Genomic DNA, 21864 nt, shown 5'->3' with positions numbered 1-21864 from the left:
AGCGCTAAACCCATATGCACGCTCGGGTGAAAACAAAACCCAAAGCGTTCGGTCGCACAGGGTCAAGAAAACATACCCAACACCAAGGACGTATCACCGTCAGGCCATGTTCGGGCAAATACGGCTCCGCCCCCTTGACGGATCGCCCGCAATTTGCCCCTGGCGAGCGGCCGCACGCCGTGCCCATCACTCCCGTTAGCCTGTCCTCATGCCTCGCTACGAGTACCGCTGCCGCACCTGCGGAGACACGTTCGAACTCAGCCGGCCGATGGCGGAGTCCTCCGCTCCGGCGGCGTGCCCCTCCGGGCATGACGACACGGTGAAGCTGCTGTCTGCCGTGGCGGTAGGGGGTACGTCCGCCGCCCCCGCGGCCGGAGGTGGCGGCGGGGGCGGTTGTTGTGGTGGCGGGTGCTGCGGCTAGGCAGAGTCCGTGCGTTGTTGCCTGCGGGACTGGGTCAAGAACTCCCGCAGGATGCGCTCCCCCGCCAGTACTCCCCGGTCCGGCAGGGCCGTGATCTGAGGTGCCGTCCAGGCCGCGTCCGCCAGTTCGCCGTGGCCCGGGCGCCAGCCCTTGTCGGCGGCTAGCAGTAGGTCGGCGTCCAGGAGGGAGTCTCCCGCAGCCAGGGTCAGGGTGGCTCCGGTGCGGCGGGCGACCTCGCGCATGGCCGCGCTCTTCGTCAGCGGCTTCGGTACGGCGTAGATCTTGCGGCCCTGCAACGACACCGTCCAGCCGCGGTTCTCCGCCCACACCGCGAGCTCCTTCACCCACTCCTCGGGGAGCAGTTCGCGCTCGACGACGAGGTAGGCGAAGAGGTCCTCGGCGATGCGGTGCTTGCGCACCCAGGCCGGGTCGGCGGAGGTTTCGAGGTGCTCCCGGACCTCCTCCAGCGGGGCGCACTCGGCGGCCAGCCTCGCCTGTACCCCGGCGTGCCAGTCCGCGTCGGTCACGCCGTCCACGAGGAGGTGGCCGCCGTTGGCGCAGATCGCGTACTTCGGTTCCGGGCCGGGCAGGCTGATGCGCTGGTACTGCTTGCGGGTGCGGGTGGTCGTCGGCACGAACACGGCCGCGTCGCCGAGTTCGGTGAGCAGCCCGGCCGCCGTCTCCGTCATGAAGGACAGCGGCCTGCTCTCGTGCACCTCGACACAGAGCAGCCGGGGCGCCCGCGCGTCCGGCATGGTCAGGGCGAGGGCGGCCGAGGAGTAGATGAGCGTACGGTCGAGGTCGCTCGCGACGAGTACCGGCATCAGACCGCCACCGCCCTGCCATCGGCACCGGTCGCACCGCGCGTGTACTTGGGGTGGATCAACCCCACGCAGGTGTACGGCAGTTCGGCGACCTCCTCGACGGGTACGCCTCGCTGTTCGGCGAGCAGTCTGACGTGGTCGAGGTCGGCACCCGCACCGGCCCGCGCGAGGATCTTCCAGGGCACCCGGCGCAGCAGCACCCGGGTGGTCTCGCCGACGCCGGGCTTGACGAGGTTCACGTCGTGGATGCCGTACTCCTCGCTGATCCGCTCAACTGCCGCCCAGCCCTCCCAGGTTGGGGTGCGGTCGGCGGCCAGCAGTTCCTTGGCGAGGGTCGCCACGGCGTCCGTGACGTCCGGGAAGCGTGCGGCCACGGCGTCCAGGAAGTCCACCGAGACGTCCGCGCCGACGAGTTCGCGGTAGAACTTCGCGCCGTGGAAGTCGTGCGGACCGACCAGGTCGGAGCGCAGCACCGTGCGCGAAATCAGCCCCGAGACGGTCGAGTTGAGGCAGGCGGAGGGGATGAGGAAGTCCTCCCGGGTGCCGTACGTCTTCACGCAGGATCCGGGGTCGGCCAGTACCGCGATCTCCGGGTCGAAGCCGGTGATGCCGTCGGACTCCTCGAACTCCCTGATGGCGTCGGCGAGTTCGCGGGTGATGGCGCCCTTGCCGGTCCAGCCGTCGACGAACACGACGTCGGCGGGGTCGTGATGGGCGGCGAGATAGCGCAGCGCGTTGGCGTCGATCCCGCGACCGCGCACGATCGACACGGCGTAGTGCGGCAGGTCGAGACCGTGCCGGTGCTGGGCCCAGCGGCGCATCAGGACACCGACGGGGGTACCGGCGCGGGCGAGGGACACCAGGACCGGGTGGGGCGAGCGCTCGGCGAGGACCAGTTCGGTCACGGCTCCGACCGCCAGCGCGAGCCGGTCCGCGGCCTCGTCCAGCGCGGTGTGGAACAGCTCCTGGTACTGCTCGCTCGGCTGGTACTCCACCGGCAGCGACTCCGCGTAGTGCGCTCCGCCGCTCTGGATGGCCTCCTCGCGCTCCTCGGTCGGCGCCTCCAGCGTCACGTCCGACAGGTCCTGGAGCAGCCAGCCGACCTCTTCCGGCGCGTACGAGGAGAAGGCGGGGCCGCGGAGGGGCTCGGGGAGCATGGGGGGCCTTTCGGGGACGTACGAGGGAACGACCGCGAGCAGTACGTGCGGGGTGTGATCGGCCAACTGGTCCAGCAGGCCGTCCAGTTCGGGGGTGTCCGCGACGGAGTCCACTACCGCGACCACGGCGTCGAAGCCGGCGCCGGCGATGTTGTAGGCGTAGCGGTCGCCGGGGCCGTCGGCGGGGGTGTCGTGGGCGGGGAAGGTGAGGCGGGTGCGGATCGCGTAGCCCGGGTCGTCCACGGCGAGGACGGGTGAGCGGGTGGTGGTGGAGTAGGTGACGTCGGCGTCGGCCACCTGCTCCAGTTCACGGGCGAGTCTCAGGGGGGCGTACATCAGCTCTTCGAAGCCGAGGATGTGCACGCGGTGCGCGTCCTCCGGGAGGGCTTCGGCGAGGCGGGCCGCCATGGCCGGAAGGGCGGCTTCCAGGCGTATTCGGTGCTGGGGGGTGAAGCCGTGGCGTCCGCCGTCGGGGAGGTTGTGGGGCCAGCGGAGTTCGACTCGGGTGATGCGGTGGTGGGCCGGGTGCGGGCCGGTGGGGGCTGGTCGCGCCCCGCGGCGGAGCCGCATATCGACACTGCCCCGCGCCCCTGGGGAGTTGGCGTCCAGGTTCGTTTTCAGGGGCGCGGGGAACTGCGCGACCAGCCCCGACGGCGCTGCAGACGAATCACGACCTGTCTCGTACCGCGCCACCAACTCCTGCCCCTTCTCCAGCACCCCCTCCGGCAACCTCACCGTGCCCGATGCCGCTGCCACCAGGTCCACCCTCGCGCCCATCTCCGCCGCGAACTCGTCCAGACGGCCCGCGTCGACAGGGGAACGCATGTCCACCAGGGCGACCACCACATACCGCCGCCGCGGATACCGCTCGTGCAGGTCGCGGATGGTGTTGAGGACCGTGTTGCCGGTGGAGAACTCGTCGTCGACCAGGACCAACGGGCCCTCACCGGCGAGGAGTTCGGGGTTCTCCGGCAGGAGGAGGTGCGACGTCGCGTGGGAGTGGGACTCCTCGAAACCGCCCGCCGCGGCCACGCCGGGGACCGGGCGGCGGGTCGAGTGGAGGTAGGGGGCGAGGGCGATGCCGTCGGCGACCGCGTGGCCGAGGCCCGTCGCGGTCTCCGCGTAGCCGAGGACCACCGCTCGGGCGGACTCGTCGGGGCCGAGGAGGTCGCGGACTCTGCGGCCCAGGGTGAAGCCGTAGCCGTAGACGATCGACGGGGACTGGGGGACGTGCTTGCCGAGCACGTGCGACACCAGGAGGTGGGCCCGTTTGGGGTTGCGGCGGAGTGCCAGGCCCAGGAGGTCGGTCAGTTCGGGGTCGCCGACCAGCTCGACGCCGAGCCGCTCCGCGACCCAACTGCCCGACCAGACCCCGTCGTTCACTGCCTTGTTCATACGTCCCTTGCGATTCAGCCGGGGATTCCGGCGGCGAGCAGCTCCACGAAGCCGACGTCCTCGCGTGCGACGCCGAAGATCTCGGCGCGCAGCATGGTCCGCTCGGCCCAGGCGCGGTGCGGCTTCACCTCGTTCATCTTGTTCGTGTACGCCGAGCGCAGCACGCCCCCGCCGCCCCGCTCCGGCCGCAGGATGTCCTGCGCGTCGCAGAACTCCTCGTGGCTGACCACGGACAGCGCGTGCACGGGCAGCACGTGCGTGGGGTGGATGCAGGTCTTGCCCAGCAGCCCGTTGGCCTGGTCGAGGGCGATCTCGCGCAGCAGCCCGTCCATGGCGTGTTCGATCAGCGCCTCGCGCAGCTCCTCTGCCTGTCCCTCCAGGAAGGGGCTGCGGCGCAGCTGCGGCTTGAACATGCGCTCCTGGACCCGGAAGTACTCCCACACCGGGCCGGTCACCGTGAAGCCGGTGCCGTCGGCGCGGCCCAGCATGTTCACCACGTCGGCGATCACGCTGGCGACGATCTGGACGTCGTAGGCCGTCATGTCGGAGGCGCGGCGCAGGCCGTAGGAGGAGCAGAAGTCGGTCACGCCGAGGCGCAGGGCGAGGACGCGGTCGCGGTACTTGTCGACCGCGCGGGAGATGCCCTCCAGGGTCTCGACGCGCGACTCGCGGTAGAGCAGCTCGGGCGACTCCAGGACCGGCATGCCGAACAGCCGGTGGCCGCTCGCCGCCTCCGCGGCGGACAGCGCCTCCAGGAACGGCGTGCCGCGCTCCTCGGTGAACTTCGGCATCACGAACCCGGAGAGCAGCCGTACGGCCGGGCCCATGCGGCGTACCAGGTCGGGGATCTGTTCGGGCACGCGGACCCGGACGAACAGCAGTGGGACTTCCGCGTCGGGGCGGGCGGCCAGCTCGGTGAACTGCTGGACCAGGTTCTCCTCGGCGGCCGGGACGTCCTCGTCGCCGATCGAGTCCTCCAGGCACAGCACCATCGACACGACGCCGCGCGCCGCCAGCTTGACGATGTCGTCGGCGAGCCGGGGCCGGGTGGCCGGGCTGTACAGCGTGGCGCCCAGGGCCGCGGAGAGCAGCCTGGCCGGTGAGTCCGCGTCGAACTCGCACGGCTCCTGGAAGAAGAGACGCTGCCGTACCTCAGGGGCAATGTGCCCGAAATGACGCATAAAGCTCCCCCGTGGTGACGATGTGGTCCGTGAGTATTTTCGATAGGTGGCCGGTAATAGTACGTACAAATCCATGTCAGGAGTTCCCGCCGGGCATGAACTTCAGGTAACTCGGCCGTGTCGGTGTCCGAACCCCCCACGTTGTCGTGACCAGGACCGAGAGGGCAGGATGACCGCATGACGCACGCGATGCTGAAGGGGTCGAACGTCCCGCTGGAGGCCACCACGGTACGTGCCGTGCTGCGCTGGACGCCCGGGCAGGGGGTCCCGGACGTGGATGCCTCGGCTCTGCTCCTCGGCCCCGCCGGTCAGGTGCGTTCCGACGAGGACTTCGTCTTCTACAACCAGCCCCGGCACCCCTCCGGGAAGGTCTGGTGGCTCGGCAAGAAGCGTGTCACGGAGGGCCCCACGGACACGATCCAGACAGATCTCGCCGGTGTCGAGTCCGAAGTCGGCCGGATTCTCGTGGTCGCTTCGGCGGAGGACGTCACCTTCGACCACGTACAGGGACTGCGCATCCTGCTGTACGACGCGGCCGTCGCCGAGGGTGAGCCGCTGCTGTATTTCGACATCAAGCCGGAGACCGGTGAGGAGACCGCGCTGATCTGCGGCGAGCTGTACCGGCGCGGGGAGGGCTGGAAGTTCCGGGCGCTCGGCGAGGGGTATTCGAACGGGTTGCGCGGGCTGGCCATGGACTTCGGCATCACGGTCGACGAGTCGGAGACGGCCGCGCCCGCGACCTCCGAGGTTGCCCGGGCGTTGCCTCCGGCGGTTCCAGCGGTTCCGGTACAGCCGGCGTACGGGTATCCGCAGGAGCCGGTGACGCAGCCGGCGTACGGGTATCCGCAGGCGGCTGCCGCCGGGACGTATGGGTATCCGCAGCCGGTGCCTTCGGCGATTGCGCCGGATCCCGACTTCCGTTTGCCGCCACAGGGGCCGCAGTTCATCTGACGTCGGGCCGGTAGTTCGTTCGGTGCGAGCCGGTGGGGGCTTGTCGCGCCCACGCGGCGGAGCCGCAAATCGACACAGCCCCGCGCCCCTAAAAGCTATCGCTCGACCTTCGTTTTGTAGCCCCTGCCCCACTGCAGTCCCCACCCATACAGCCTGTCCAGCTCCGCCTGGAAGCCGTAGACGAACTTCACCTCTCGGCGGACCACCAGCTCGCCCTTGACGTTCTCGATCATGACGACCGCGCAGGAGCGGGCCTGGGGGTGGCGTTCGTCGAGGCCTATCTCGATGCGGGGGCCGTTGCTGGGGTAGAGGGTGACAATCGCGTGGGTACGGTCGAAGGCCGGGGTCTGGTCGTAGATGTAGACGAAGACCAGGAGCCGCTTGATCTGGTCGCGGTGGTCGAGGTTGACGTACATCGTCTCGCCGGACGCGGAGCCGAAGCGGTCGTCGCCGCTGAGTTTCACGTACGGCGGTGAGTTGACGTCGCCGAGGAGGCCGCCGAGGGGCTGGACGACGCCCTTGGTGCCGTCCATGAGTTCGTAGAGGCAGCCCAGGTCGAGGTCGACGTTGACCATGCTCTGGCTGTGGCCCATGACCTCGGGGGGCTTCAGGGCCTTGAAGGGGTGGCGCAGCAGGCTGTCCCGCTGGAGGCCCCCGATGTCGGAGGTCCGCATCCGCCAGGTCAGGTTGACGCGCAGGTTGCCGGTGGCCGCGCCCTGTTTGGTGAGCGAGACCTGGTGGTGCCGTTTGGTCAGTTCGATCGCGTTGCTGGCCGCGCTGCCCGAGTCGAAGTCGATCTCGCGCCGCCAGATTCCGTCGAAGAAGCCCATTCCCGCCCCCAGGTCCACATCCACGTACCGCATGCCGCATGACAAAGCCGTCGGGGCGGCGGACCGAGGGCATGTCCTCTGTCTGCCGCCCCGAACAGAGCGTTCCCTTACCAGGGAGCTTGTCACACCCCGGACGGGACCTCAGTCTTCTCGTCCGAGCCCGCTTTTCCCTCGGCTTCCGCGAGGGCACGGTTGCGCCGGACCGAGGACCAGAAGGACCAGCCGATCAGGATCACGCCGACCAGGCCCGTGATGACCTCGTGGATCTGGTACTGGATGGTGACCATGAGGATCACTGCCAGGGCGCCGATCGCGTAGTGGGCGCCGTGCTCCAGGTAGACGTAGTCGTCGAGGGTGCCCTGGCGGACCAGATAGACCGTCAGCGAGCGGACGTACATCGCGCCGATGCCCAGGCCCAGCGCCATGAGGACGATGTCGTTGGTGATGGCGAACGCGCCGATCACGCCGTCGAAGGAGAAGGACGCGTCCAGGACCTCCAGGTACAGGAACATGAAGAACGCGGCCTGGCCTGCCAGGACCACCGCCGAGCGCTGCTTGCCGGTGCGCGCGGCCTCTTCCTCCTCCTCGTGCTCCCGCTCCTCCTCTTCCTCGAGCTTGTCCTCGAAGTAGCCGGAGAGTCCGCCGACGATCATGTACGTGATCAGACCGGAGATACCGGCGATCAGGACCGTCTGCGCCTTGTCCGCGTGCGCGCCGCCGTGCTGGTGGGCGTGGGCCGCGAAGGTGAAGGAGGTGATCAGCAGGACGACCAGCGCGATGCAGACCGACAGCATGTCGACCTTGCCGAGCTTGGCGAGCGGGCGCTCGATCCAGCGCAGCCACTGGATGTCCCGGTCCTCGAAGATGAAGTCGAGGAAGATCATCAGCAGGAACATGCCGCCGAAGGCCGCGATCGCCGGGTGGGCGTCGGTGACCAGCTGCTGGTAGTGGTCCTTGTTGTTGAGCGCGAGGTCGACCGCGTCGATCGGGCCGATCTTGGCGGTGACGGCGACGATGACGACGGGGAAGACCAGCCGCATGCCGAAGACGGCGATCAGGACACCGATCGTGAGGAAGATCTTCTGCCAGAAGGCGGACATCTTCTTCAGGATCCCGGCGTTGACCACCGCGTTGTCGAAGGACAGCGAGATCTCCAGGACGGCCAGGATCGCCACGACTCCGAAGGCTTCCCACCCCCCGTAGAACGCCGCTGCGACCAGGCCGAGCGCGGTGACCGCGAACGACCAGCCGAAGGTTTTCAGAAGCACTGGCTACCCCATCGTTGTGTACGGGTCTCCCCCGCGCCGTACTCGGCTTTACTTAAAATTTGACGTCGAGCACAGAGTCTAGAGGGAGACTCCTCCGGCCGGGACAGCCGGGCGGGACCCACGCTCTTTACGAGACGTTGACCCCGAAGTCCATCGCGATGCCCCGCAGTCCCGACGCGTACCCCTGACCGACCGCCCTGAACTTCCACTCGCCCTGGTAGCGGTAGAGCTCGCCGAAGATCATGGCCGTTTCGGTGGAGGCGTCCTCGGAGAGGTCGTAGCGGGCCAGTTCCTGGCCGTCCGCCTGGTTGACGACGCGGATGAAGGCGTTGCTGACCTGGCCGAAGGTCTGGCCGCGCTCGTCGGCCATGTGGATGGAGACCGGGAAGATGATCTTGTCGCAGGTGGCCGGCACCTTCGGGAGGTCGACCAGGATGGACTCGTCGTCGCCCTCGCCCTCACCGGTGAGGTTGTCGCCGGTGTGCTCCACCGAGCCGTCCGGGCTCGTGAGCTGGTTGTAGAACACGAACCACTCGTCCCCGAGCACCCGCCCGCCGCTGCACAGCAGTGCGCTGGCATCGAGGTCGAAGTCGGCTCCGGTGGTGGAGCGCGCGTCCCAGCCGAGCCCGATCAGTACGTTCGTGAGGTTCGGTGCGGCCTTGGACAGGGAGACATTGCCCCCCTTGGCGAGCGTGACGCCCATAGTGCTGGTCCTCCCCGAGGTGATGCTTCTTTGGTTGTCGTGCGCTCCCCCAGCGGGGGACCCCCGGGCGCCGCACGCGAACCGTGCGACGCCGGGCGGTGAGACCCCTCGGGCGTCAGACGTTGACGCCGAAGTCCTGGGCGATGCCGCGCAGGCCCGAGGCGTAGCCCTGGCCGATGGCGCGGAACTTCCACTCCGCGCCGTTGCGGTACAGCTCGCCGAAGACCATCGCCGTCTCGGTCGAGGCGTCCTCGGAGAGGTCGTAGCGGGCGATCTCGGCGCCGCCGGCCTGGTTCACCACGCGGATGAACGCGTTGCGGACCTGGCCGAAGGACTGCTGGCGGTTCTCGGCGTCGTAGATCGAGACCGGGAAGGTGATCTTGTCGACGTCGGCCGGGACCGCCGCCAGGTTCACCTTGATCGCCTCGTCGTCGCCCTCGCCCTCACCGGTGGTGTTGTCACCGGTGTGCTCGACGGAGCCGTCGGGGCTCTTGAGGTTGTTGAAGAAGACGAAGTTGGCGTCGCTGGCGACCTTGCCCGCGCTGTTCAGCAGCAGTGCGCTGGCGTCGAGGTCGAAGTCGGTACCGGTGGTGGTGCGGACGTCCCACCCCAGACCGACGATGACCGCGGTCAGGCCCGGGGCCTCCTTGGTCAGTGAAACGTTGCCGCCCTTGCTGAGGCTGACTCCCACGAGTCCTCCATTGGTGTCCAGGGGCGGGGATGCCCCGTAGTGCGTCGGTATCGGATCAACGTCTCGATCCTAGTGACGGGTTCCCGGCCCTCGCAGGCCCTGGAACCTAACAATCAGAGGGTGTCGAGCGCCTTCACGTACTCGCCCAGATCGCGCGCGTCCGGCAGGCCGTTGACGACCGTCCAGCGCACGACGCCCTCCTTGTCGATGATGAAGGTTCCGCGCACGGCGCAACCCTTGTCCTCGTCGAAGACGCCGTACGCGCGCGAAGTGTTGCCGTGCGGCCAGAAGTCGGAGAGCAGCGGGTACTCCAGGCCCTCCTGCTCGGCGAAGACGCGCAGGGTGTGGATGGAGTCGTTGGAGACCGCGAGGAGCTGGGTGTCGCGGTCGGTGAACTGCGGCAGGTTGTCGCGCAGGGAGCACAGCTCGCCGGTGCAGACGCCGGTGAAGGCGAAGGGGTAGAAGAGCAGCACCACGTTCTTCTCGCCCCGGAAGTCCGAGAGCCTCACGGTGGCGCCGTGGTTGTCCTTGAGCTCGAAATCGGGGGCCTTTTCGCCTACCTGGATCGCCATGTCGTTCTGCATCCCTTCGGTGGGGCTGTTCGGGTGAGATCACCCTGGGCTCACCACCCTACGCAGCGATCACCGCATGCGGACGGACGGGCTGGCGTGGCCAGCCCGTCCGGGGTTCGACGATCGAGGTACCTCTCGGGGACTACCTCTTGGACTTGGCTGCCTTGGGCGTCACCAGCCGGCTGCCACTCCAGTCCTTGCCCACGCTGACGCTCTTGGCCGCGGAAAGACCCGCGGTCGTGGCGGCTTCCGAGATGTCGCTGGGCTCGACGTAGCCGTCACGGCCGGTCTTCGGCGTCAGCAGCAGGATCGAGCCGCCCTCCTCGACGTACGAGATGGCGTCCACCAGCACGTCGGTCAGGTCGCCGTCCTCGTCGCGGAACCACAGCACCACGGCATCGGCGACGTCGTCGTAGTCCTCGTCCACCAGGTCGCTGCCGATGACTTCTTCAATGGCCTCGCGGAGTTCCTGGTCTACGTCGTCGTCGTAGCCGATCTCCTGGACCACCTGCTCGGGCTGGAACCCCAGCCTGACGGCAGGGTTCGTCCGCTCCTCCGCGTGGTCCGCGGTCGCGCTCACGGGTTGCCTCCTGATCATGTCTTGATGAATGTCCAGCCACGCGCGTGCGCGAAGCATTGGCCGTAGTCCACACGGACGGGCCGGATCGCGCAAGTACCCGGCGATTCGGAACGCCGAAACGGTGACGATCCTGGCCGTGTCGCCGCAACTCCAGGCACGCTATCGCGGCCACCGGTGACGTACACCACAGCGTTCTGCCCGGTTTGCACGTTTGAGAACCCTCCGAGGGTACGCGACTCGAATGACTTTGCTAAACGAGTCTCGATTACCTCACGGTAGAGATGACGATTGCCGTCCCGCGGTAGACGATGGGGAAGGGTGCGCAACCATAGGAAATCCAGCGCCTATAAGCACCCATCAGCCTCAGACAGTCCCCGAAGACAGCCCCTCTGACAGGTAAGGAACAGCGTGGCTTCCGGATCCGATCGCAATCCGATCATCATTGGCGGCCTTCCGAGTCAGGTTCCTGACTTCGATCCCGAAGAGACCCAGGAGTGGCTCGACTCGCTCGACGCCGCCGTGGACCAGCGCGGCCGTGAGCGGGCCCGCTACCTGATGCTCCGGCTGATCGAGCGGGCCCGCGAGAAGCGCGTGGCCGTGCCCGAGATGCGCAGCACCGACTACGTCAACACCATCGCCACCAAGGACGAGCCGTTCTTCCCCGGCAACGAGGAGATCGAGCGCCGGATCCTGAACGCCACCCGCTGGAACGCCGCGGTGATGGTCTCCAGGGCCCAGCGGCCCGGCATCGGCGTCGGCGGCCACATCGCGACCTTCGCGTCCTCCGCCTCGCTCTACGACGTGGGCTTCAACCACTTCTTCCGGGGCAAGGACCAGGGCGACGGCGGCGACCAGATCTTCTTCCAGGGGCACGCCTCGCCGGGCATCTACGCCCGCGCGTTCCTCCTGGACCGGCTCAGCGAGCAGCAGCTGGACGCGTTCCGCCAGGAGAAGTCCAAGGCGCCGTACGGGCTGTCCTCGTACCCGCACCCGCGGTCGATGCCGGACTTCTGGGAGTTCCCGACCGTGTCCATGGGCCTCGGCCCGCTCGGCGCGATCTTCCAGGCGCGGATGAACCGCTACATGGAGGCGCGCGGGATCGCGGACACCTCCACGTCACACGTGTGGGCGTTCCTCGGCGACGGCGAGATGGACGAGCCGGAGTCGCTCGGCCAGCTGTCGATCGCGGCACGCGAGGGCCTGGACAACCTGACCTTCGTCGTCAACTGCAACCTCCAGCGGCTCGACGGCCCGGTGCGCGGCAACGGCAAGATCATCCAGGAGCTGGAGTCCCAGTTCCGGGGCGCCGGCTGGAACGTCGTCAAGCTGGTCTGGGACCGCACCTGGGACCCGCTGCTGGCCCAGGACCGCGACGGTGTGCTGGTCAACCAGCTGAACACCACGCCGGACGGCCAGTTCCAGACGTACGCCACGGAGACCGGCGCGTACATCCGCGAGCACTTCTTCGGGCACGACCACCGGCTGCGCGCGATGGTCGAGAACATGACCGACGACCAGATCCTGCACCTGGGACGCGGCGGGCACGACCACAAGAAGGTCTACGCGGCCTTCGCGGCGGCCAAGGCGCACAAGGGCCAGCCGACCGTGGTGCTGGCCCAGACGGTCAAGGGCTGGACGCTGGGCCCCAACTTCGAGGGCCGCAACGCCACGCACCAGATGAAGAAGCTGACGGTCGCCGACCTCAAGGGCTTCCGCGACCGGCTGCACCTGCCGATCACCGACCAGGAGCTGGAGTCCGGCGCGCCGCCGTACTTCCACCCGGGCCGGAACTCGGAGGAGATCCAGTACATGCACGACCGGCGCAACTCGCTGGGCGGCTACGTCCCGACGCGCGTCGTCCGCTCGAAGCCCCTGGTCCTGCCCGAGGACAAGACGTACGCGAGCGTGAAGAAAGGTTCGGGCCAGCAGTCGATCGCCACGACCATGGCGTTCGTACGGCTGCTCAAGGACCTCATGCGGGACAAGGAGATCGGCAAGCGGTTCGTGCTGATCGCGCCGGACGAGTACCGCACGTTCGGCATGGACTCGTTCTTCCCGAGCGCGAAGATCTACAACCCGCTGGGCCAGCAGTACGAGTCGGTGGACCGTGAACTGCTGCTCGCGTACAAGGAGTCGCCGACCGGGCAGATGCTGCACGACGGCATCTCCGAGGCGGGCTGCACCGCTTCGCTGATCGCGGCCGGTTCGGCGTACGCGACGCACGGCGAGCCGCTCATCCCGGTCTACGTCTTCTACTCGATGTTCGGTTTCCAGCGCACCGGTGACCAGTTCTGGCAGATGGCCGACCAGTTGGCGCGCGGTTTCGTGCTGGGGGCGACCGCGGGTCGTACGACTCTGACCGGTGAGGGTCTGCAACACGCGGACGGGCACTCGCAGTTGCTGGCGTCGACCAACCCGGGCTGTGTCGCCTACGACCCGGCGTACTCGTACGAGATCGCGTACATCGTGCAGGACGGGCTGCGGCGGATGTACGGCTCGGACGCGGAACACCCGCACGGCGAGGACGTCTTCTACTACCTCACCGTCTACAACGAGCCGATCCAGCACCCGGCCGAGCCGGCGGACGTCGACGTGGAAGGCATCCTCAAGGGCGTCCACCGCGTCAGTCGGGGCTCGGCGGGGACGGTTCCGGCGCAGATCATGGCGTCGGGTGTCGCGGTGCCGTGGGCGATCGAGGCGCAGCGGATCCTCGCCGAGGAGTGGAACGTGCGGGCCGATGTCTGGTCGGCGACCTCCTGGAACGAACTGCGGCGCGAGGCGGTCGAGGTGGAGCGGCACAACTTGCTGCATCCCGAGGAGGAGCAGCAGGTTCCTTATGTCACGCGGAAGTTGAGCGGGGCGGAGGGGCCGTTCGTGGCAGTTTCCGACTGGATGCGGTCGGTTCCTGACCAGATTTCTCGGTGGGTGCCCGGGACTTATCAGTCGTTGGGGGCCGACGGGTTCGGGTTCGCGGACACTCGGGGGGCTGCTCGGCGGTTCTTCCACATTGACGCGGAGTCGATCGTGGTGGCTGTGCTGACGGAGTTGGCCCGGGAGGGGAAGGTTGATCGGTCTGTGTTGAAGCAGGCGATCGATCGGTATCAGTTGCTGGATGTGGCTTCGGCTGACCCCGGGGCTGCTGGAGGAGATGCGTAGTTCGTCGGCTGCGGGTGCGTGGGGGCTGGTCGCGCAGTTCCCCGCGCCCCTGATGGGCGCCCCTTCGGGGCAGCCCATCCCCCCTAACATGCGGGCATGAAGGAACTGTCGGCGCAAGCCCGTTGGGAGCAGCTCACTCAGCGGCCGTTGCTGGCGCTCGCGGTGGGGTTTGCCGTTGCCTATGCCGTGCCGATCGTGGACACCACCGCCGGGCATTCACTGACGGCGGTGTGCACGGCGGTCGAGTGGGTGGTGTGGGGGGCGTTCGCCGTCGACTATCTGATGCGGCTCGCGATGTCGCGGGACCGGCGGCGGTTCGTGCGGACGCACTGGATGGATCTGTGCGCGGTGGTGGTACCGATACTCCAGCCGCTGCGGCTGCTGCGCATGGTGTCGACGCTGATACTCGTCGGGCGGCGCGCCCGGATGGCCTCGCAGATCCAGCTGACGACGTATGTCGCCGGCGCGGTGATCGGGCTGCTGATGTTCGGCTCGCTCGCGGTGCTCTCCGTGGAACGGGACTCGCCCAACGGGAACATCCGGACGCTGGGTGACGCCGTGTGGTGGTCGTTCACCACGATGACGACGGTGGGGTACGGGGACCACGCGCCGACCACCGGTCTTGGGCGGATGATCGCGGTCGGGCTGATGCTGTCCGGGATCGCGCTGCTCGGTGTCGTGACCGCGAACATCGCCACGTGGTTCATCGCCCGGTTCGAGAAGGACGACGTGGAGGAGCGGCGCCAGACTCAGGCGATCGAGGCGCTGACGGCGGAGGTGCGGGCACTGCGGGCGGAGGTGGCCACCCTGTCGGGAGCGCGGGCCGCCCAGCCGGTCGGGGACGAGGTGTCCCGCTAGCCGCAGTGCCGACAGCGGCTCCGGCTCCGGCTCAGAAGAACGTCCACAGGACCGCCGCCAGCGTGTCGATCGCGCCCAGGACCAGGGCCACCAGTGCCATCGCCCGGCGTGCGCCCGTCCACTTGCGTCCCATGGCCAGCCAGCCGCACACCACGGCGACCGGGCCGAGGACCAACCCCAGGGTGAAGAAGCCCGCGACCGCGCAGACCAGTCCGACGATGCCGAGCGTCGCGCGATCCGGCCCGGTCCCTGACCTCGTCCGGCCACGTGAGCGGGGGTCCTTGCGCGTTCCGTTGCCGAAGCCCGTCATCGTCAACTCCCTGGGCGTCCATGCCGGTTCGGTCGTTTCTCCTACGGTGACCGGATACCCCCGTACGCGCGAAAAACGCCTGCTTGCGCGCTGCCCCCCTCCGGCAGCGCGCCGCAGACAACCCGTCCCCCCTGCCCTGCGGAGGACTTGACTTACTGTGACCTGCGGCGCGTACCGAACGCCAGGAATCTTTAGCGGAGTCACCCTGATAGGCGAACTCGGCCTGGAACAGGGTTAGATGTGGGCCGCGCCCGCGCCCGCCTCCGCGTTCTCGCCGCGCTTGGTCAACAGCGCGACGAACACCGCGACCACCGCGACGCCTGCGGCGACGAGGCAGGCGAGGCTCATGCCGGAGATGAACGTGTCGTGGGCGACCTGCGTGATCTTCGCGGCGACCGCCTCCGGGGTGCCCTTGGCGATCGGGGCGACGCCGACCTGGACCGCTTCGGAGGTCGCGTCCAGTTGGGGCCGGGTGAGCTTGGGCAGGCCCGCGTCCGTCCAGTTGCCGGGCAGGTCGCTGTCGACGCGGGACGCCATGACGGCGCCGAGGACCGCCGTACCGAGGCTGCCGCCGATCTGCATCGCGGCCTGCTGGAGACCGCCGGCGACACCGGACAGCTCCATGGGCGCGTTGCCCACGATGACCTCGGTGGCGCCGACCATCACCGGGGCGAGGCCGAAGCCCAGCAGGGCGAACCAGATCGACATGACGGCGCTGCCGGTGTCCGACTCCAGGGTGGACATGCCGTACATGGCGATCGCGGTGGCCGCCATGCCGCCGGCCAGCGGGATGCGCGGGCCGAGCCTGGTGATCGCGGCGCCGGCGAGCGGGGAGCCGACGATCATCATCCCGGTGAGCGGGAGGAGGTGGAGACCGGCGTCGATGGGGCTCATACCGTGCACGTTCTGCAGGTAGAACGTCACGAAGAACAGGCCGCCCATGAAGGCGATCGCCATCAGGACCATGAGGACCACACCGGCGGACAGCGGGACCGAGCGGAACAGGCCCAGCGGGATCAGGGGTTCCTTGACGCGCTGCTCCCAGAAGGCGAACAGGGCGAAGCCCAGCACCGACACGGCGAGGAACGTCCAGGTGGTGGCGGAGCCCCAGCCCCAGGCGGGCGCCTTGATGAGGGCCCAGACGAGGCAGAACATCGCGCCGGAGAGCAGCACGATGCCGAGGACGTCGAAGGAGCGCGGGGCGCTGTATCCGTTTTCCGGGCTCCGCCCGAGGGCCGCCCGGTGGTCGCGCAGGATCAGCAGGCCGAGGACGAGCGCGACGGCGCCGACCGGCACGTTGATGAAGAACACCGACTGCCAGTTGACGTGTTCGACGAGGACGCCGCCGAGGATCGGGCCGCCCGCGGTGGAGGCGCCGATGACCATGCCCCACAGGCCGATGGCCATGTTGAGCTTCTCGGCCGGGAAGGTGGCCCGCAGCAGGCCGAGCGCGGCCGGCATCAGCAGCGCGCCGAACAGGCCCTGCAGGACGCGGAAGGTGACGACGAAGGCGATGCTGTGGGACAGCCCGATGGCGCCGGACGCGAGGGCGAAGCCGGTCACGCCGATCAGGAAGGTCTGGCGGTGGCCGAAGCGGTCACCGAGCTTGCCGGCGGTGATGAGGGAGACCGCGAGGGCGAGGAAGTAGCCGTTGGTGATCCACTGGACGTCGGCGAAGCTGGCGCCGAGGTCCTTCTGGATGGCCGGGTTGGCGATGGCGACGATGGTGCCGTCGAGGGCCACCATCATGACGCCGACGGCGACGGTTATGAGGGTGAACCACGGGTGGCCGCGCAGCCCCTGGGGCGGCGTCGGTTCGGACGGGGCGGCTGCTGCCTTGTCCCCCGGCCCCGTCGCGCTGATGGTGGTCTGACTAGTCATGCGTTCGAGGCTAGTGTCAGCCGCTGACAGTTGACAAACAGGTTCAGATGTCGGCGACTGTCAACAAGGGCGAGGAGAACACCATGGAGACGTTGCGCGAGCGCAAGAAGGCCCGTACGCGGGACGCGCTGCTGCGCGCCGCCCTGGAGCTGTTCACGACCAAGGGGTACGAACAGACCACGGTCGACGAGATCGCCGAGGTCGTCGACGTCTCGCAGCGCACCTTCTTCCGCTACTTCGCGAGCAAGGAGGAGGCCGCGTTCTTCGTGCCCCGGCTCACCGAGACGCACTTCGTCGCGGCCGTCCGCGCCCGCCCGCCGCACGAGGCCCCGCTGGAGGCGCTGCGCCGGGCCGTGCTGGAGAGCTGGGACACCATCAACGAGGCGATCCAGCAGGTCGTACCGCTGGAGCTGCACATGCGCACCTACCGGGTGATCGAGTCGACGCCCGCGCTGCTCGCCGCGCATCTGCGGCGCTCGATGGAGCTGGAGCAGGAGCTGGCGCGGATCGTCGCCGAGCGCGAGGGGCTCGACGTGGACACGGACCGTCGGCCGCGGCTGGTCGTGGCCGTGTTCGGCGGGGTGATGCGGGTGGTGGAGCGGATGTGGATCGCGGGGGACGACCTCAGCATCGAGGCGATGCGGGAGCTGACCGCCGCCCACCTGGACGGGGTCGGACCGGCGCTCGCCGGGAACTGGCGCGCGAGCCGGTCGTACTGAGTTCCTCATCACCTCCCACTGAAACGTGATCCCCGTCACTCGGTTAACGCGAGACCCTCTTGTTCTCCTAGTGTGTCCTCCCAGTGACTTCCTTCGACTCCTCCCCCACGCTGAACGCCTGGCGCGCGCTGCTCGCGCTGGCCGTGGTGTTCGTGATGCTGGCGACCACCGGCTGGACGGCGGTCCGCAGCCACCCGGGGAAAACGGCACTCCAGGCCTCCCTGTCCGCATGGGAGCACGGCCACATAGACGGGCGCGAGCTGCCCGACCCGGACGCCTCCGCCGGCCGGCTCGCCCGTTTCTTCGCCTCGCTCACCGCGCAGCAGCGCACGCGTCTCGCCCACCGCTATCCCCTCGCGGTCGGCAACATGAACGGCGCCCCGGTCCAGCTGCGCTACCGCGCCAACCACCTCGCCCTCGACCACGCCCGCAAGGTCGAGAAGAAGCGCACGCACGACAGCCGTCTCACGCCCCTCGGCAAGCAGGAAGCGGGCCGCCTGATGCACCGCTTCGAGGCGCTGATGAGCGGGGACCGCCACATCCTGGCCTTCGACCCCGAGGGTTCGGGCCGCATCGCCGAGGTCTTCGGCGACCTGGACACCGCGCAGCGCGTGTCGATCATCGTCCCCGGTGTCGACACCGACCTGCTGACCTTCCAGAAGACGTACAAGGAGTACTCGGCGCCGGTCGGCATGGCCCAGAACCTGTACGCGGCCGAGAACACGGCGAAGTCCGCGACGGACACGACCGGCACACGGACGGCCGTCATCGCCTGGGCCGACTACACCGCGCCCGGCGGCCTCGGCCTCGACTCGGCGACCGCACGGCGCGCCGAGGCCGGCGCCGTACGACTGAACGCGCTGGTGCGGGCGCTGCCCGGCAGCTCGCGGGTCGCCCTGTTCTGCCACAGCTACGGCTCGGTGGTGTGCGGCGTCGCCGCGCACGAACTGCCGACGCGGGTGAGCGACATCGCGGTGGCCGGCAGCCCCGGTATGCGCGCCTCGAAGGCCTCCCACCTGCACACCACCGCCCGGGTGTGGGCCATGCGGGACGCCAACGACTGGATCCAGGACGTGCCGTACATGGAGGTCGGCGGCCTCGGCCACGGCGAGGACCCGGTGTCGAACGCGTTCGGCGCGCGGGTGCTGTCCGCGAAGGACGCCCAGGGCCACACCGGGTATTTCGCACAGGGCACGGACAGCCTCACCAACTTCGCCGACATCGGGGTTGGCGCGTACCGCTCGGTGACGTGCGCGCACGAGGGTGACACCTGCCGAGAGGGTTTGTCCGGCGCCTAGGAGCCGGACGCGCGTAGAAACAGCAGGAAGTGCGGTCTGCGCGGGGATGGGACGGAGGAGCGTGTGCCGCCTACGATGAGCCGCATGGGTGACGTACTGGCCGGATTTCATGCCGCCTGGGAGTTCGAGTCCGACTCCGTGCTCATCCGCTACGAACGGGGCATTCGAACACCCAAGCTGTTCCAGGCGCTCGGCGAACGCCGGATCCCCTTCGAGGCGATCGAGACGGTGACGCTCGCCCCCGGCAAGCGCGGCACGGTCGTGCTCCGCGTGGCACCCCGGGCGGGGGCCGATCCGCTGATGGAGGCCGCCGCCGGCCAGCTGAAGGAGGGCTGCGACCCGTATCGCCTGGTGCTGCCCGCCGAGCGCGAGACGCTCGCCGAGTACTACGCCGACGAGTTGCGTGCGCGGCTGAAGCGGGCCGACGGGCCTGCCGAGCGGTTCCTGGTGGCCGCGCCCGAGGTGCCGCTGCGGTTCAAGGCGTACGACGGGAAGGCGTCCTTCGACGGGAAGACGGTGTCCTTCCGCTGGTTCTGGACGGGCGCGTCGTCCGCGAAGTGGAAGGCCGGCGACCAGAGCTTTCCGGTCGCCGGCCTGAACGGGGTCGAGTGGCGGTCCCCCGAGGTCTTCGAGGGGCATCTACGGCTGTTGCGGGGGGCCGAGTCGCTGCTGCCGGTGGATCAGGATCCGGCGGCTGTGGTGTTCGGGTTGGGGTACGGGCCTGTGCATGAGTCCCTGCCGTTCGCGGCGGCGGTGCTTTCCGCCGTTCGCTCGGCGCGTCCTGCCGCTGTGATCCCGGCTGCGCGGCGCGACCCTGCGGATATCGCTGAGCGGATTCGGCATCTTGGGGAGTTGCATGCGGCGGGGTTGGTGACGGACGAGGAGTTCTCGGTGAAGAAAGCGGAGCTGCTGGCAGAGCTTTGACCGCGGGCCGGTGGGGGTTGCTCGCGCCCACGCGGCGGAGCCGCACATGTCACAGCCCCGCGCCCCTTACGGGGCACTGCAGTCCACGGAGTTATTACTCCCGGCTCGTTGACGCGAACGTCATGTCCGCGTAGCGGTCGCCCGCCACCTTGCCCGCGATCGGCTCCAGGAGGGTCAGTTCGTCGTCCGTGAGGATGATCCTGGTCGCCGCCGTGTTCTCCTCCACGCGGGTGGGCTTGGTGGTGCCCGGGATGGGGATCACCGGGAGGCCGTGGACCTGGGCGCGTTGTTGGACCCAGGCGAGGGCGATCTGGCCGAGGGAGGCGCCGTGGGCTTCGGCTACCGTGCGGATCGGTTCGAGGAGTGTGCCGTTGGCCGCCGCGTTCTCGCCGGTGAAGCGGGGCTGGTTGCGGCGGAAGTCGCCCTCTGTCAGGTCCTGTTCGGCATTGGCGAAGGAGCCGGTGAGGAAGCCCCGGCCGAGCGGTGAGTACGGTACGACCGCCACGCCCAGGTCGACGGCCGCGCCGACCAGGCTGATCTCGACGTCACGGCTGAACAGCGACCACTCCGACTGCACGGCGGTGATCGGGTGCACGGCGTGCGCGGCGCGCAGCTCCGCGCCGGTGACCTCGCTCAGCCCGAGGTGCTTGACCTTGCCCTCGCGCACCAGCTCCGCCATCGCGCCGACGGTGTCCTCGATGGGGACGTCCGGGTCACGGCGGTGCATGTAGTAGAGGTCGATGACGTCGATGCCGAGCCGGTCGAGACTGGCCTCGACCGCCTGGCGGAGGTACGGGCGGTCGTTGCGGATGACGCGCCGGGTGGGCTCGCCGGGCGGGACGGACATGGCGAACTTGGTGGCGATGACGAGCTCGTCGCGGTGCGCCTTGAAGAACGGTGAGAGGAACCGCTCGTTCTCCCCCACGCCGTACACGTCCGCCGTGTCGTAGAAGGTCACACCGAGCTCCAGCGCCCGGTCCAGGGTGGCCCGCGACGCCTTCGCGTCCGTGGGGCCGTAGGCGAAGCTCATGCCCATGCAGCCGAGCCCCTGTACGCCGACCTCGGGGCCTTCGGTGCCCAGGCGGTCCGTCGGGATCGTGCTGTCGGTCATCCGGCTTTCTCCTTCTCGTATGCGTGTGCGTCGCCGTAGAAGGCGATCTTCCGGTCGAGTACGGCGAGGGTGTCGTGCAGTTCGGCGATTCTGGCCAGGACGTCCCGTCGGGTCGCTTCCAGGAGTTCGAAGCGGTCACCGTAGGTGTGGTCGCCCTCGCGCACCAGCTCGGCGTAGCGGACCATGTCGGCGACCGGCATGCCGGTGAGGCGGAGCTTGCCGACGAGGTCGAGCCAGTCGAGGTCGCGGTTGCTGTAGCGGCGCTGGCCGGTGTGCGAGCGGTCGATGTGCGGCATCAGCCCGATGCGCTCGTACCAGCGCAGGGTGTGTGCCGTCAGGCCGGTGAAGGCGACGACCTCGCTGATGGTGTAGCTGTCCGCGCCGTCCGGACGCCGCTCGGCCTGTGCCGGGCCCGCGCAGCTGTCGGTCCTGGTACCCGTGGTCTCCATCACCGTCATGACCACCACGCTATGGCCTTGGAGTGCACTCGAAGCAAGCGGAACCGGTAAGAAATCGGCGGGACGCGTCGGGGGCGCGGTGGATAGCGTGCGGGTCATGAGTCTCGTACGACGGGCAACTCCCGATGACGCCGCCGAACTGCTGCGACTGCGCCAGGTGATGATCGACGCGTTGCCGGGTTCGGACTTCTCCACCGACTGGCACGCCGCGTCCCTGCCGACGCTACGGGACCGGCTCGACGCGGACGACGACTTCGGGGCGTTCGTCGTCGACCGTCCGGAGCGGCCGGGGGCGCTGGCGGCCCTGGTGGTCGGGACGGTCGACTACCGCATCGGCAAGGCGGAGAACCCGCACGGGAAGGCCGGGTTCGTCTTCAGCGTGGCCACCGACCCGGACGCGCGGCGCCGGGGGTACGCGCGCGCGTGCATGGAGGAGCTGCTCCAGTGGTTCCGCGAGCGCGGCGCGGGCCAGGTCCTCCTCACCGCCTCCCCCGACGCCGAGCCTCTCTACGCCGCCCTCGGCTTCACCCGCACGCCCGACCCCATGATGGGGCTCACCCTCTGAACCGCTTAGGC

Annotated in this window: 21 protein-coding genes; 8 read left to right on the top strand and 13 right to left on the bottom strand. The window is 68.9% G+C overall.

The annotated features are described in order from the left end of the window. Positions 1 to 208: 208 nt before the first annotated feature. A complete protein-coding gene (locus ACIQBL_RS34195) occupies positions 209 to 421 on the top strand; it encodes a zinc ribbon domain-containing protein (RefSeq protein ID WP_401948779.1) in 213 nt (70 codons plus the stop codon). On the opposite strand, the gene ACIQBL_RS34190 is transcribed toward ACIQBL_RS34195, so the two are convergent. Genes ACIQBL_RS34190 through ACIQBL_RS34180 form a run of 3 tightly spaced genes read right to left on the bottom strand, consistent with a single transcriptional unit; the run spans position 418 to position 4978 of the window. Further along, entirely contained in the window at positions 418 to 1245 is an 828-nt protein-coding gene (locus ACIQBL_RS34190) for an HAD family hydrolase (protein ID WP_401948777.1), read from the bottom strand. The genes ACIQBL_RS34195 and ACIQBL_RS34190 overlap by 4 nt on opposite strands. After that, on the bottom strand, positions 1245 to 3797 hold the full coding sequence (locus ACIQBL_RS34185; RefSeq protein WP_401948774.1) for a phosphoribosyltransferase: 2553 nt from the start codon (positions 3795 to 3797) through the stop codon (positions 1245 to 1247). Before ACIQBL_RS34185 ends, ACIQBL_RS34190 begins: the two co-directional genes overlap by 1 nt. 14 nt (positions 3798 to 3811) lie before the next feature. Continuing rightward, the gene (locus ACIQBL_RS34180; protein WP_401948772.1) at positions 3812 to 4978 is read right to left on the bottom strand and encodes an HpcH/HpaI aldolase/citrate lyase family protein; all 1167 of its coding nucleotides are present in this window, start codon (positions 4976 to 4978) and stop codon (positions 3812 to 3814) included. A 177-nt stretch (positions 4979 to 5155) separates the two neighbouring features. Between ACIQBL_RS34180 and ACIQBL_RS34175 the strand changes: the two genes are divergently transcribed. After that, on the top strand, positions 5156 to 5929 hold the full coding sequence (locus ACIQBL_RS34175; RefSeq protein ID WP_401948770.1) for a TerD family protein: 774 nt from the start codon (positions 5156 to 5158) through the stop codon (positions 5927 to 5929). Positions 5930 to 6024: 95 nt separating this feature from the next. On the opposite strand, the gene ACIQBL_RS34170 is transcribed toward ACIQBL_RS34175, so the two are convergent. From ACIQBL_RS34170 to ACIQBL_RS34145, 6 genes are all read right to left on the bottom strand, one after another. Beyond that, entirely contained in the window at positions 6025 to 6759 is a 735-nt protein-coding gene (locus ACIQBL_RS34170; protein WP_019067110.1) for a tellurium resistance protein TerA, read from the bottom strand. A gap of 122 nt (positions 6760 to 6881) precedes the next feature. Next, positions 6882 to 8027: a DUF475 domain-containing protein gene (locus tag ACIQBL_RS34165; RefSeq protein ID WP_401948767.1), complete on the bottom strand. Its 1146-nt coding sequence runs from the start codon at positions 8025 to 8027 to the stop codon at positions 6882 to 6884. Between the two features lie 127 nt (positions 8028 to 8154). After that, the gene (locus tag ACIQBL_RS34160; protein ID WP_401948765.1) at positions 8155 to 8730 is read right to left on the bottom strand and encodes a TerD family protein; all 576 of its coding nucleotides are present in this window, start codon (positions 8728 to 8730) and stop codon (positions 8155 to 8157) included. A 115-nt stretch (positions 8731 to 8845) separates the two neighbouring features. Further along, positions 8846 to 9421: a TerD family protein gene (locus tag ACIQBL_RS34155; protein ID WP_019060360.1), complete on the bottom strand. Its 576-nt coding sequence runs from the start codon at positions 9419 to 9421 to the stop codon at positions 8846 to 8848. Positions 9422 to 9534: 113 nt separating this feature from the next. Next, complete coding sequence (locus ACIQBL_RS34150) at positions 9535 to 9993, bottom strand: peroxiredoxin (RefSeq protein WP_356054754.1); 459 nt, start codon at positions 9991 to 9993, stop codon at positions 9535 to 9537. A gap of 142 nt (positions 9994 to 10135) precedes the next feature. Further along, entirely contained in the window at positions 10136 to 10573 is a 438-nt protein-coding gene (locus ACIQBL_RS34145) for a DUF3052 domain-containing protein (RefSeq protein ID WP_019060358.1), read from the bottom strand. Between the two features lie 408 nt (positions 10574 to 10981). Between ACIQBL_RS34145 and aceE the strand changes: the two genes are divergently transcribed. Beyond that, positions 10982 to 13729, top strand: coding sequence for a pyruvate dehydrogenase (acetyl-transferring), homodimeric type (gene aceE / locus ACIQBL_RS34140; protein WP_401948760.1), 2748 nt, complete (start codon positions 10982 to 10984; stop codon positions 13727 to 13729). Positions 13730 to 13825: 96 nt separating this feature from the next. Beyond that, positions 13826 to 14587 (top strand): potassium channel family protein, encoded by a 762-nt coding sequence (locus ACIQBL_RS34135; RefSeq protein ID WP_401948757.1) that lies wholly within the window; start codon positions 13826 to 13828, stop codon positions 14585 to 14587. 31 nt (positions 14588 to 14618) lie between these two features. On the opposite strand, the gene ACIQBL_RS34130 is transcribed toward ACIQBL_RS34135, so the two are convergent. Next, entirely contained in the window at positions 14619 to 14897 is a 279-nt protein-coding gene (locus ACIQBL_RS34130; protein ID WP_401948754.1) for a small hydrophobic protein, read from the bottom strand. A 234-nt stretch (positions 14898 to 15131) separates the two neighbouring features. After that, entirely contained in the window at positions 15132 to 16778 is a 1647-nt protein-coding gene (locus ACIQBL_RS34125; RefSeq protein ID WP_401948751.1) for an MFS transporter, read from the bottom strand. Between the two features lie 47 nt (positions 16779 to 16825). On the opposite strand from ACIQBL_RS34125, the gene ACIQBL_RS34120 reads away from it, so the two are divergent. The 3 genes from ACIQBL_RS34120 (at position 16826) to ACIQBL_RS34110 (ending at position 19719) form a co-directional block, all read left to right on the top strand. Next, the gene (locus ACIQBL_RS34120) at positions 16826 to 17497 is read left to right on the top strand and encodes a TetR family transcriptional regulator (protein ID WP_401948748.1); all 672 of its coding nucleotides are present in this window, start codon (positions 16826 to 16828) and stop codon (positions 17495 to 17497) included. A gap of 83 nt (positions 17498 to 17580) precedes the next feature. Continuing rightward, entirely contained in the window at positions 17581 to 18795 is a 1215-nt protein-coding gene (locus ACIQBL_RS34115; protein WP_401948745.1) for an alpha/beta hydrolase, read from the top strand. A gap of 75 nt (positions 18796 to 18870) precedes the next feature. Next, positions 18871 to 19719, top strand: a complete 849-nt coding sequence (locus tag ACIQBL_RS34110) for a DUF4429 domain-containing protein (protein WP_401948819.1) — start codon at positions 18871 to 18873, stop codon at positions 19717 to 19719. 94 nt (positions 19720 to 19813) lie between these two features. Here the strand turns inward: ACIQBL_RS34110 and ACIQBL_RS34105 are convergent, their stop codons facing one another. Together ACIQBL_RS34105 and ACIQBL_RS34100 are read right to left on the bottom strand one after the other, a co-directional pair. Continuing rightward, complete coding sequence (locus tag ACIQBL_RS34105; protein WP_401948742.1) at positions 19814 to 20830, bottom strand: aldo/keto reductase; 1017 nt, start codon at positions 20828 to 20830, stop codon at positions 19814 to 19816. Then, positions 20827 to 21288, bottom strand: a complete 462-nt coding sequence (locus ACIQBL_RS34100; protein WP_401948739.1) for a MerR family transcriptional regulator — start codon at positions 21286 to 21288, stop codon at positions 20827 to 20829. The genes ACIQBL_RS34105 and ACIQBL_RS34100 overlap by 4 nt, the downstream gene beginning before the upstream one ends. A gap of 97 nt (positions 21289 to 21385) precedes the next feature. Between ACIQBL_RS34100 and ACIQBL_RS34095 the strand changes: the two genes are divergently transcribed. Then, positions 21386 to 21853 carry a GNAT family N-acetyltransferase gene (locus tag ACIQBL_RS34095; protein WP_401948736.1) on the top strand — a complete coding sequence of 156 codons (468 nt, stop codon included), beginning with the start codon at positions 21386 to 21388 and terminating at the stop codon, positions 21851 to 21853. Positions 21854 to 21864: the final 11 nt, after the last annotated feature.

The organism is Streptomyces sp. NPDC088350 (genome assembly GCF_044753545.1).
In the GTDB taxonomy this organism is placed as follows: domain Bacteria; phylum Actinomycetota; class Actinomycetes; order Streptomycetales; family Streptomycetaceae; genus Streptomyces.
This window is presented reverse-complemented; position numbering and strand designations above follow the sequence as displayed.